Source organism: Alistipes provencensis (assembly GCF_900083545.1).
In the GTDB taxonomy this organism is placed as follows: domain Bacteria; phylum Bacteroidota; class Bacteroidia; order Bacteroidales; family Rikenellaceae; genus Alistipes; species Alistipes provencensis.
In genome coordinates this window covers 1,604,790-1,616,933 of sequence record NZ_LT559262.1, presented here as the reverse complement: position 1 = coordinate 1,616,933, position 12,144 = coordinate 1,604,790, and the positions used below count along the sequence as shown (strand labels likewise).

Sequence of the window (12,144 nt, the reverse complement as noted above, 5' to 3'; positions counted from 1 at the left end):
CGTTATTTTGTTTTGAGTTCGGTTGCGGTTCGGAAATTTTCCGGCAGTGGGAATCTGTTCATGCCCCGGAGGATGTAGGAGGCCGGATGGCAGGCGTCTGCGGCGACTGCTTCGCCCAAGTATTTCAGGGCGTTCGCACGGTCCCCGAGGCCGAAATAGCCCAGTCCCATAACGTAGCTGCAGTGTATCCGGTTGCGGACGTCGAGGTCCTCCTCCCAGATGGCGAGGTCGGGCATCGAGACGGCGAAGTAGTCGATACGACACATGTCGAACAGGTGTTGCCGACCGTGGTCGATCAGCTTGTTGAAACACCCGCGGGCCTTTTCACCGTCGCCCAGCGCGGCCCATGCAAGTCCCTGATAGAAAATTTTGTCAGGTTGCTGATCGTTGTAATAGAATGCCTGCTGGGGTTCCGACGATCCTTGTGTCGCTTTTCGCAGATACTCGGCGGCGCGGTCCGTGTCGCCGAGCCCGGCGTAGGCAAGCCCCTTGAAGTAGTCGATGTCGTTCTCCTCGGCGGTGGCGAGTTTGCCTTCGCCCAGGTTGTCCGGATAACGGTCGGTTTCGTGCAGCAGTCGCAGCGCCTCCCGAAAATCGGATTTCATAAGGGCCTCTTTGGCCAGTTCCGTGCGGCAGAGCGTATATTGCCCGGTGACTTTACCTTCGCCACCCTCCCAAGGATGGAACTTATGCGAGGCGATCAGCTCCATGGCCTTACAGTGGTTTCCGGTCAGGTTATAGAGCGTTGCCAGCTCCACCAGCATGTCGTCGCGTTGCCGGACGAGCTCCATGTGAGCTTCGAGCATTTCCAGACGTCCGGCGGGTGCGACTCCCGTCTTTTTGTAGAGCTGGTCGAGTTCCATGAAAACCCGGGCATCCGAGGGATCGAGGGCAAAGGCCCGTTCCATAAATACCAACGCTCTTTTCCGGTCGCTGAGTTTGTTGTAGTAGGCCAGTGCGAGATTACGCTGTACGGTGGGAAACCTGTCATCTAGTGTATAGGATCTCTCCCAGTTTGCCACGGCGTCGGCGTACTGGCGGGCTGCATAGTAGAAATTTCCCAAATAATAGGGTGCCCGTGCATCCGAAGGGTTGTGCTCCATGGCGTTGCGCAGGATGTTCACCTCCTCGATGCGGTTCGGAAAACACCGGTCGGGGCTTTGTGCGGCAGCCTGTTCGTAATACAATGTTGCTCGGGCAGTTTCTCCCTGCATGGCGGCATAGTAACCCAATGCGTAGTAGACCATCGGGTAGGTACCTTTTTCCTGTACAGCCTGTTCGAGCATCTGCGCGGCTTCGTCGTACAAGCCTGCGGCGGCAAAATCGAGCGAATATTCGATGTAGGAGTGATGCATGCCGTGCATCATCCGGTTCATCGTATCCAGTTTTTCCCGGTCATCGGTCAGCAGGTACTCTTCGAAACGGCAGCCCATGTTGAAAAGATCGTTGGTAAGTGCTTCCTGTATCGTTTGCAGAGCCTGTTCCTTACGGCCGAGCTTCCGGAGTACGGACGCACGGAGCTGCAGGGCTTTGTGATTGCGGGCATTGAAAACCAAACTGCGGTCGATCTTCTCCAACGCCGTTGCCCATTCTCCACGCGCCGAATCGATGGCCGCCAACCAGTAGTAAGCCGGAGCTTGCCACGCGGCGTTCCATGCCGATTTGAAAAAAGCGTCATAGGCGCCGTCACGGTCGCCCTGCATCAGCAGGCTCGTGCCCAGGTTGTAATAGGGCTCGCTGTCGTAAGGGTTCGGATTCCGTTCGGTGAGCGTCTCGACGGCCCGGCGGAAATAGGGTTCCGCTTTGGAAAACTGTCCCTTACGCAGAAGTAGCAGTCCCATAGCATTGTTGCACCGCACGTCCCCTGGTTCGCGGGTGAGCGCCTCGCGGTAGTAATCCGCCGGGTCATAGGTGGCGTGACGGTATTGTTCAAGGTGCAGTCCTGTGAGGAAAAGCTGTTCGATGGACGCAATTTCCCGGGGTTGCAGGGCCGCTTTGGCCGGGTCCGGAGCCGGCTTTATCACCGGAGGATCGGCCCGGTATGCGAGCATGAGCCCGCCTTCCGGCGAAAAGAGTTCGAAGGTAAGCTCTTCGGGTTTCAGTTCGCCAGTTTCGACGCGGACGGTGAACACCTGTGCCGGGGAGACGGCGATACCGTTCTGTTCGAACAACACCTGTTCGCCGTTACGGAGTACGATCCGCAGGTTTTCGAATGGCGAGGTCGTGTAAAGAACGATCTCCGTTTCCCGGTCGCGGACTTCGACGTTGACTATGGCGTCCCGGGTGGCGTTCTTGACATAGCCCGCCCGGCTGTAAGGCATGAAATACTGGACCCACGATTTCTCTTCATAGGGCTGCAGCCATGTGAAATCGGGCTGGTTGTCAGTATAAACCCCCGTCATTAGTTCGATATAGGGTCCGTCCTCATCGGTGAGGTTGCGGTCCCAGGCTTTTCCGAAGTCGCCGCAGCCCCAGGTCCATTGTTTCTTTCCGGGGGAGATGTGGTGGTCGGCTACATGAAGCAGACCTGCCTGCATGTCCTGTTCGTATCCCCCGACAAAGTCGTATTTCGAGCAGATAGCCATGTACGACGTCGGTACCGGAATGTTTTTGTATCTGGAAATATCCACACCCGCCGAATAATCCTGTTTGTAATAGATACCCGTAGCGATCGGAAAGTTCGATACGGCCCGTTTCCCGTGATCGAATACGGCGTGTACATCGGGCGGGAAAACCGAATGGTAGCCGTCGTTGACCGGGACGGCCGGATTGGCCCACCACAGGAAGGTCTGCGGAAAGGCAGTGCGGTTGAAGACCTTCACCCTTATTTCGATGTACGCCTTCGACGGGCAAAGCGTGAAGCCCTGCATGCCTTTGGTACGGAACATGCGCTCCACCTCGCTGCACCAGACCGTGATGCTGCCGTCGGGATGCTCTTCGATCGAGTAGTCGGTAGGCAGGTAAGTGCTCGGACGATGGTGCTGGGGCCAGTTGAACTCGATGCCTCCCGAGATCCACGGTCCCGTAAGTCCGACGAGCGCTGGTTTTATCACTTGGTTGTAGTAGACGAAATGGCGTTCCCGGATCTTGTCGTAAGCCATTTGTATCCGTCCGCCCAATTCGGGCAGAATCATGATTTTCAAGTATTCGTTTTCGAGGAACAGCGCCTTCCAGCGACGGGGACGCTTCTCGTCGCATATCTTCTCCACGACGGGATAGGGATATACGACTCCCGAACTGCCCTGATAAACCCTTTTTTCAAGGAACATGGGGTTCTTTTCCTCTTCGCCGATGCCGTAGGTCGGGAGTATCACCTCCTCTTCCCAGGCCCGGACCTCTCCTTTGCCCGTGACGGTCGGGCGGATCAGGTGTTTCGTTATCTCTTCCATTGCTTATAAATTGTTGATGCTTATTTCGTAAACTCCCTTTCGATCTCTTCGAGGCTCTTTCCTTTGGTCTCGGGCAGGTTTTTCCAGAGGTAGGCGAACCCGAACAGACAGATGATACCGTAGAGCCAGAAGGTGCCGTAGGGCCCCAGGCTGCTGTTGAGTACGGGGAATGTATATGTCAGGATGAAACAGGCTGTCCATAGGGCGAATGTGGCGATGGCCATGGCGGCTCCCCGCACCCTGTTCGGAAATATTTCCGAGATGACGACCCAGGTTACCGGAGCCAGCGTCATGGCGTATGCCGCAATGGCCGTCACGACGAGGATGAGCACTGCAAATCCCGATACCTCGAAATAGTAGCAGGCACCCAGCACGGCGTAGATCGCCGCGAGGCCGGCTGCACCGAACAGCAACAGGGCCCGTCGGCCCAGCCTGTCGACGGTGTAGATACCGACGAAGGTGAAAACGACGTTCGTTACACCGGTGACGACGATGTTGAAAAGGATGTCGGAGACGCCGTAGCCCGAGGCATGGAAAATCTCTTGGGCATAGTTGAACACGACGTTCAGCCCGCACCACTGCTGGAACACGGCGATCACGATGCCGGTGAGCAGTATCTTTCCCAACCGTCCCCGGAAGAGCATCCGGTAACCGCTCTTTCCACTGTTTTCCGCCGATACGCTTTTCAGCGCCTCGATCTGCCTGTCGGCATATTCCTGTCCGCCGATGCGGGTAAAGATACGCCGGGACTGCTCATATTTCAATCGTGTCCCCAGCCAGCGGGGACTTTCCGGGACGAAAAAGATGAGGATAAAGAACAATACGGCTGGGACGAGTTCGGCCCAGAACATGATCCGCCATCCTGTCTGTCCGTTCCACGAGGCGAGAATGTCGCTGCCGGGAAGCGTCTGGTCGGCAATCAGCCAGTTGGCGATCTGGGCGCTCAGGATGCCCAGCACGATGGTCAGCTGGTTCACCGAGACGAATCGTCCCCGCACCTCGGCGGGCGAGACTTCGGCGATGTACATCGGCGAAAGGTTCGAGGCGATTCCGATACCGATGCCGCCGAACAGCCGGTAGAAGATAAACCACGGCAGGGTGTTGCAGGCTCCGGTGCCGACGGCCGATACGATGAAGATGACCGAGGCGATTGCTAGCAGCGGCTTGCGGCCGTATTTGTCGGCCAGCCACCCCGTCGCCGTCACGCCCAGCAGACAACCCAGAATCGAGCTCGCCATGACGAATCCCTGGACGGCCGGAGCCTGCTGGATGCCGAAGAATGCTTCGTAAAATGGTTTTGCACCGCCGATTACGACCCAGTCGTATCCGAACAGCAGCCCGCCCAAGGCGCTGATAAATGTAATAAGGACCAGATAGGCTTTGCTGCCTTGTTTGTCACTCATGCTGTCAGTAGTTTTGGTATATGCAAATGTAAGGAGTCGAAAAAGAAAAAAAATGTATGTATTTTTTAAAAACATGTAAAATATTGCTATTTTAGCACTTTCAACCACTATACAATCCTATTATGAGCAGCGGAATGAGCGAGCGGGAGACGATCGCCGAAGGTTTCAAAGGCGAAAAAGCGATCGTGACACCTTACAGTACGAGACGCTGGCAGGCTGCCAATCCGGTGACCCGGGGGCTTTACGTCACCCATATCGGTTATTATCCTCATGCCCGGTTCCATTACCGGAAGCGCATGAACGGAGCCAATGAATACATCCTCATCCTCTGCAGCAACGGAAAAGGGTGGGTGGAGTACGGCGGTGAGAGATACAGCCTGTCGGAAAACATGTTTTTCATTATCCCGGCCCGCGATGCGCATGTCTACGGGGCCGACCTGAGGAATCCGTGGAGTATCTATTGGCTGCACTTTCAGGGTGAGAACGTTGGGATGTTCGAGCCGATCATGCGACGGCCCCTGTCACTGGAAGAGAGCGACAACAGCCGCCATGCGGCCCGGTTCGAACTGTTCGAGAATATTTACCGGAATCTCGAGATGGGTTATAGTCCGGAAAATCTGGAGTATATCAGTCTTTGTCTGGGATATTTTCTGGCGTCGCTCAAATATGTCTCGCAGTTCCGGATCACGAACAACGTGAGGATTGAGGACGTGGTGGAGCGGAGCATCCTATATATGAAAGACAATCTCGAGAACAAGACCACCCTGAAGGATATCGCCGATGCCGTGGGCTATTCGGCTTCGCACCTCACGGCGCTGTTCATCCGTAAGACGACCTATTCACCCATTCTGTATTTCAACCAACTACGGATTCAGCGGGCCTGCTCCTACCTGCAGTTCTCAGAGCTGAAGATCAAGGAGATCGCCTTTAAACTATGCTATTACGATCCGTTCCATTTCTCCAAAGCCTTCATCAAGGAGATGGATATAACGCCCCGGGAATACCGCAGGCGTTATAATGAAAAGTATAAAACAGTGGATGTCTAGTAGGGCCGGTTACGGCTGGATGTGTTTGACGGCTGTGGAATAATCGTCCGGGGCAGTGAATTCCGTCTGTTCGTAGATGTTGCCCCACTGATCGGTCGCTACGACCTTCACGGCGGCATCCGGATTATTCAGTTTCCCGTAGTATAGGTGCTTGTTGTTTTTCGTGTAGAGGTCCCGGTTGCCTCCGGTATGGCCTTTTCCCAGCATGCCGATATGGTATCCCAGGGTCCACATGTCGTCTTTGACGGCAGCGATGCGTGTCATGCGCCCCCGGTTCACCCCGTCTTCATACAGCTCGACTTTCCAGTATTCGGTGTCGGCATTGAAAACGTTGGCAATGACGGTCGAAGCATCCGAACCCACGCCGAGTGTCGCATAGGTGAACGTTTCATAAGTGCCTTCGCAGACATCGCAGCCGCGGTGGAGCCGCATCTGGAATTCGACCGAATGGTGTGTTCCCTTGAAATAGCCGTTGGCCAGCTTCGCGCCGTCGATGTCGTAGACATAGTAACAGTTCGGAGCCCCGCAGCCATTCAGATCCGAGAACCACCACATCCCGCAGGAGGCTCCGTGAATGTGTTCGTAGAGATTGTTACGTCGCGTGTCGATATAATTCTCCGTGTAATGAGTGTGTCCTGCCATGAGATGGGCTTCGCGGAACGGTTCCAGCATGTCCAAAACCTTGGCCATGTTGCCCAAGGAGGCTCCGCGCATCGGGATATGGTAAAACAGAACGACCATCTTCGAACGGGGAACGAAGCTGAGATCCTGCCGGAGCCACTCGACCTGTTCGTCGGTGAATCCAGCGGTGTATGCGGTGGAGGAGCTGAAACGGATATTATCCATGCAGACGAAATGGACGTCGCCCCGGTTGAACGAGTAGTCGAGGGGGCCGTATATCGCAGAAAATCGTTTCCCGTCGGGGGCCTTGCCACTGGCGGAGACCGATTTGTCGTGGTTGCCGATGGTGACGAAGGTTTTCAGTGCAGGTAGTGCCGAAATTTCTGCACGCATAGGGGAGAAGGCATCGGGTGTATCTGCCGATATGTCGCCCAAAACGATCCCGTAACAGGCTTCCGCCGAGGCTTCGACCGTTTCCCGGATGTCGGACATCGTCTCTTCGCGGAAGCGCCTGATATCGCCCATCGAGACCTGCGGATCGCCGATGGCGATGAGCCGGAAGCGTGTTTCGGCTATGCCCGTCTTCTTTAGGGTGAAATCTTTCCGGAATTTGTGTGCCGCTTTGTTAATAGGGGCGTAGAATACGGGGTAGTTTTCTGTCGATACCGCTATTTCGCAGTCGGCCGGTATCGAGTAGAAGACATATTCGGCCTCCGGGGCATAGGCCATCTGGTAAAGGCCCCGGGCATCGGTTTTGGCGCATGTGAAGCCGTCCGAGACGATTACATCCTGTATGGGGGCTCCCGTCTGGTCGGAAATCACACCGTAGAGGTTGTTCTGCGGGGCGATAACGAGCGTACCGTCTCCGTTGTCGCCGGTATTGTCTCCGCCGTCGGATTTTCCGCAGGCGAAAAACGTCGCCGCAGCGAGGATTGACAGGATGATATGCCGGGCCTTCATCGTATAGGGGCGGAAAAGTTTTGCTTCCGGGACAAATTTACAGTTAATTCATCCCCTGTGCAATGTAAAATAGAATGAAAAGAATGTAAAATTTTATGTTTTGTAATTCTCTTGGAGCATTGTTTATCATAATTATTGTTCTTCCGAGATATCCTCTTTTCCTTGAAAAATAAGCTTCTGCTCTCCTGCCACAAATTGCATGAAGAGTATTATGACACGACGAGTATAGTTATTTTAACGTTATTGTTTTGGCCATTATCGTTCAGGCTGCCATTCAATCAATTCGGATTTTATCCTCATATCTGTCTTTCACCACTCCATTCAGTCGCAGTCCGGTAACTGACTGACTTATGGTTTACCTCAACATGCTACACTCCCTGTTCGGTTTTCCTTGCAGATAAGTCGGTTGGTGATAGGTCATTCTCAAAGAATACGGACCTAATAACTTGTCATCGCTATATTTATTACATCACCTTGACGGGCGCACAGTTGTTACCCAGCTTTTGGAATTGGAAATAAAAGTCATTCAGCCGTGCGATAAACTGTCCCTTTGACGGGTCGCGTTTGATGACCTCGAAGCGTTCCGTGAAGATACGTTTGACAATAAAACGGCTCCGGTTATGTTCCAGTCCGGCTTCCGAAAGCATCTTTTTAAACCGGATATTTTCCTCCGTCGTAAGTTTAAAATTGTACCGATGGATACGGGGATCGGTAGCTGTAGGGCGTCCGGTTCTCTTTTTAGCGGTTGTCATAGTATTGGTAGTTAAAGTGGCGTGACTTGGGAACGCCACCCCGTCTCGCAGAGCGAGGACCTTTGTCGGACAAAACGCAGTTTGTCGGACAAAGGTACACCTCGCTGTTGTCTGGCGACAACAAAAATCCGCGCCGGAAATTTTTTTGTGAAAACTTTGAAAAACCTTCGAAGCGGCGTCCGAGGACGGGCCTTTCCCGGTTGCAATATTACAACCGTCGGGCACAGAAAAAAAACCCGGTGAACGGACTGGAGCGGTCGTGAGCGGACATTAGTTCGGAAGCGTTTTACCCTGTTGCATATTGCGGCAGAAAGGAATTTTTCATTATTCGGATACTTGAATTTATAGCTCTCTGGCAATTTCTCCAACTTTATCACCAGTGATAAATCCGGGGATGTACAGAAATAGAAAAATATAGATTTCCAGAAATCTGAATCGGAATATAAATATCTATAGATATGGAAATTATCCTTTCTGCAAAACAATAAAAACCTCTAAATATCCAAAAATGATGGAATCAGCAAGCATTTCAATCTGCAATCAGAAAGGCGGCATCGGTTGCTAATTACCATCATGGAACTTTGGAACACGATGTCCCGGTCACGGAATGCGACTATCGGGTTTCCGGGATGCGTGTTGTAAAGCCGGGCCGCAGAATATCGCCTTTTCCGACGGTAGCGTCCAGCAAAACGCCGGGAATGGAAATACGCAAGGCTCGCCTGCGGGCGATTCGCAAGGCCTTGTGGATTCTCATCTCCGGCGTTTAATTCCCTGCCGGCGGGAAAAGAGCCGGATTGAATCTCCGTATGGAATTTATCCGACCGCTTCTTTTTTCAGAGTCGGAAATTGGAACTGTTCGCCAATTTGGTCCTCTATTCGGCTTATCGCATTACCTATCATTTGGTTGGTCACCTTGGCATAGATTTGAGTCGTGGTCGTATATTTGTGCCCCAGCATTTTTGATACCGTTTCCAGCGGAATGCCGTTCATCAAGGTAACCGTCGTGGCGAAGGTATGCCGCGCTATGTGGAATTTCAGATTCTTCGCAATCCCGCATTGTCGGGCGATCTGTTTCAGGCTGGCATCCGAAGATTTCAGCGACGCTACCGGAAAGACCTTTCCCGGATTCTCGGAAAACAGCGGATTATGCCGATTCTTCTCTATTCGGTACTTTTCAAGGATTGCGTTTGCGACCGGAAGTAATTTTACCGTGAACGGTACTTTCGTCTTCTGACGGGTACTGCTAATCCACCATGTTCCGTCCGGTGTTTGTTTCAACTCCTCATAACTCAGTTTCGCCAGATCGGCATAGGACAATCCCGTGAAACAGCAGAACAGAAACATATCCCGTGTCCGATCCTGACGCTGCTGCTTGACTTTGCCGATAATTAGTTTATTGATTTCTTCTTCGGTGAGATATTCAATTTCCGGCTGATCGGCAACATAATAGTAATAGGCGAACGGATTCTTGTCTATTTGCCCGTCGTTAAAGGCTTTCTTGATAATATGCTTCAGCGATTTGATCTCAACGCTGATCGTCGTATCGGCAAGGCCTCTGACATATTTCAGATAGACAGTAAACTTTTCCGCAAAAGACTGATCCAGTTCCGCAAGGGGGACATCCCTGACTTTATAGTTCCGGCAGACGAAGAGACTCAAATCACGTCTTAAGGTTTGATAACGAAGTAAGGAGTGGATGGTACGGTCGACGTCTACACGGGTCTTGTAATCCTTACAGAATTCATCGCATAACTCCAGTAACAGTTTATACTTTCTGCCGAAACCCAGATAAGCATTTTTTACCTTATCGGCGGAAACATATTCGTCATGGTCGCAGATAGACTGATAGTGTTTACCTATCTGGATACGGATATTATCCAGATGGCGGTTGATACGGTCGGCTTCAAAGCTTTTGCCCTTGGCTCTTCCGCCCTTCACTTCCCACAGATGGGGAGGTACGTTGAGTTTGGCGCTGAACTGGGAGATCGTACCGTTGACGGTAATACGGCCCATGACAGGAACTACCGGCTGAGGTTTGTGTTTGTCCTTTTTGAGGTAGAACAGAACCTTGAATGTGCTGCGCATACTCCGAGGAAATTTAGGGGTTAAAACTAATTTCTTCAGAGTTGTCTGTCAAGATGAAACGCGATGCAAGAAATTGCAAATGAATATCTTATATAAGATACAGCAAAACAGACGAGGTAACGATCTGGAAACCGTAACCTCGTCTGGAATTACCTTTTTATGCCGGTCCTTCCCAAAAAGAGAAAACTCTTGCAAATATTAAATCATTGAAAACTCAATATTTACACCATTTTTCACCTCACGGAAAACGAAGGGATAGTACCTGAGTACATTCCATTCGCCCCGCTCGAGGGATGTGCGGAAATAGCCGCCTGAAATCGAAAACTAATAGCTGCGGGCGAACAATACGCGGCGGTGCGACGGCTTTCCGGAGAAGACGCAAACGCCCTCCTCGTCCGGCGCATCCACCGGAATACAGCGGATCGTGGCCTTCGTGGCATCCTTGATCGCCACCTCGGTCTCCACCGTGCCGTCCCAGTGCGCCGAGATGAAACCGCCCTTCTCGTCGAGCACCCGCTTGAACTCCTCCCATGTGTCGACCTTCGTAATCATCGACTCGCGGTAATCGAGCGCCTTCTTGAAGATATTTTCCTGAATTTCGGTCATCAGGCCTTCGATGCGCTCCACAAGCCCCTCCTGCGAAACGGTCTCTTTCTCGAGCGTGTCGCGGCGCGCCAGCTCGATCGTGCCGTTCTCCATGTCGCGGGGACCCATCGCCAGACGCACGGGCACACCCTTCAATTCGTATTCGGCGAACTTGAAGCCCGAACGCACGTTGTCGCGGTCATCGATCTTGACCGAAATGCCTTTGGCCCTGAGCTGTGCGGCGATGGCCTCGAAGCGGGCCCGAATCTCGACAAGCTGCTCCTCGCCCTTGTAGATCGGGACCATCACCACCTGAATCGGCGCGAGCTTCGGCGGCAGCACCAGACCGTTGTTGTCCGAGTGGGCCATGATCAACGCCCCCATCAGGCGGGTCGAAACACCCCACGAAGTCGCCCAGACATACTCGAGCTTACCCTCCTTGTTGACGTACTGCACGTCGAACGCCTTGGCGAAGTTCTGCCCCAGAAAATGCGACGTACCGCTCTGCAGGGCTTTGCCGTCCTGCATCAGCGCCTCGATCGTGAGCGTGTCCTCGGCACCCGCGAAACGCTCGTTGGGCGACTTGTGTCCCACGACGACGGGCAGCGACATCCACTCCTCGGCAAACTTCTGGTAAACATGGATCATCTTCGTGGCCTCCTCGATGGCCTCCTCGCGCGTGGCGTGCGCCGTATGGCCCTCCTGCCACAGGAACTCGGCCGTGCGCAGGAACAGACGCGTGCGCATCTCCCAACGCACCACATTGGCCCACTGGTTACAGAGGATCGGCAGGTCGCGGTAGGACTGAATCCAGTTCTTATAGGTGTTCCAGATGATCGTCTCCGACGTCGGACGCACGATCAGTTCCTCCTCCAACTTGGCATCGGGATCGACCACGACGCCCTTGCCGTCGGGATCGTTTTTCAGGCGGTAGTGCGTCACTACGGCACACTCCTTGGCGAAACCCTCGACATGGTGGGCCTCCTTCGAGAAGAACGACTTGGGGATAAAGAGCGGGAAATAGGCGTTCTGATGCCCCGTATCCTTGAACATCTGGTCCAGCGCGGCCTGCATCTTCTCCCAGATGGCATAGCCGTAGGGTTTGATGACCATGCACCCGCGGACGGCCGAATTCTCAGCCAGCCCGGCCTTCACGACCAGCTCGTTGTACCACTGCGAATAGTTCTCGTCGGACTTCGTAAGGTCTTTCAGTTCCTTTGCCATATCTTTTTAATTTTTTACTTTTATTTCGAACTGCAAATATACGAAAAAATTAAAGGTCCGTCGCAACGACAGACCTTTA

At 53.2% G+C, this 12,144-nt stretch carries 7 protein-coding genes; 1 reads left to right on the top strand and 6 read right to left on the bottom strand.

The features are described from left to right. Nucleotides 1–2: 2 nt before the first annotated feature. A complete protein-coding gene (locus BN5935_RS06455; RefSeq protein WP_064975391.1) occupies nucleotides 3–3,389 on the bottom strand; it encodes a DUF5107 domain-containing protein in 3,387 nt (1,128 codons plus the stop codon). Between the two features lie 20 nt (nucleotides 3,390–3,409). Next, nucleotides 3,410–4,792 (bottom strand): sugar porter family MFS transporter, encoded by a 1,383-nt coding sequence (locus BN5935_RS06450; protein ID WP_064975390.1) that lies wholly within the window; start codon nucleotides 4,790–4,792, stop codon nucleotides 3,410–3,412. A gap of 122 nt (nucleotides 4,793–4,914) precedes the next feature. Between BN5935_RS06450 and BN5935_RS06445 the strand changes: the two genes are divergently transcribed. After that, nucleotides 4,915–5,838, top strand: a complete 924-nt coding sequence (locus BN5935_RS06445) for an AraC family transcriptional regulator (RefSeq protein ID WP_064975389.1) — start codon at nucleotides 4,915–4,917, stop codon at nucleotides 5,836–5,838. 9 nt (nucleotides 5,839–5,847) lie between these two features. Here BN5935_RS06445 and BN5935_RS06440 read toward each other — a convergent pair whose 3' ends face one another. The 4 genes from BN5935_RS06440 to proS form a co-directional block, all read right to left on the bottom strand. Then, nucleotides 5,848–7,419: a calcineurin-like phosphoesterase C-terminal domain-containing protein gene (locus BN5935_RS06440; RefSeq protein ID WP_064975388.1), complete on the bottom strand. Its 1,572-nt coding sequence runs from the start codon at nucleotides 7,417–7,419 to the stop codon at nucleotides 5,848–5,850. Between the two features lie 464 nt (nucleotides 7,420–7,883). Then, nucleotides 7,884–8,171 carry a plasmid mobilization protein gene (locus BN5935_RS06435; RefSeq protein ID WP_064975387.1) on the bottom strand — a complete coding sequence of 96 codons (288 nt, stop codon included), beginning with the start codon at nucleotides 8,169–8,171 and terminating at the stop codon, nucleotides 7,884–7,886. Between the two features lie 813 nt (nucleotides 8,172–8,984). Next, nucleotides 8,985–10,256, bottom strand: a complete 1,272-nt coding sequence (locus BN5935_RS06430) for a site-specific integrase (protein WP_064975386.1) — start codon at nucleotides 10,254–10,256, stop codon at nucleotides 8,985–8,987. Between the two features lie 324 nt (nucleotides 10,257–10,580). After that, nucleotides 10,581–12,065, bottom strand: coding sequence for a proline--tRNA ligase (gene proS, locus BN5935_RS06425; protein WP_064975385.1), 1,485 nt, complete (start codon nucleotides 12,063–12,065; stop codon nucleotides 10,581–10,583). Nucleotides 12,066–12,144 lie beyond the last annotated feature (79 nt).

Excerpts from the sequence above, each read along its gene's own strand:
- BN5935_RS06450 (WP_064975390.1), bottom strand. The coding sequence starts at position 4,792 with ATGAGTGACAAACAAGGCAGCAAAGCCTATCTGGTCCTTATTACATTT.
- BN5935_RS06455 (WP_064975391.1), bottom strand. The coding sequence starts at position 3,389 with ATGGAAGAGATAACGAAACACCTGATCCGCCCGACCGTCACGGGCAAA.
- BN5935_RS06440 (WP_064975388.1), bottom strand. The coding sequence starts at position 7,419 with ATGAAGGCCCGGCATATCATCCTGTCAATCCTCGCTGCGGCGACGTTT.
- proS (WP_064975385.1), bottom strand. The coding sequence starts at position 12,065 with ATGGCAAAGGAACTGAAAGACCTTACGAAGTCCGACGAGAACTATTCG.
- BN5935_RS06435 (WP_064975387.1), bottom strand. The coding sequence starts at position 8,171 with ATGACAACCGCTAAAAAGAGAACCGGACGCCCTACAGCTACCGATCCC.
- BN5935_RS06430 (WP_064975386.1), bottom strand. The coding sequence starts at position 10,256 with ATGCGCAGCACATTCAAGGTTCTGTTCTACCTCAAAAAGGACAAACAC.
- BN5935_RS06445 (WP_064975389.1), top strand. The coding sequence starts at position 4,915 with ATGAGCAGCGGAATGAGCGAGCGGGAGACGATCGCCGAAGGTTTCAAA.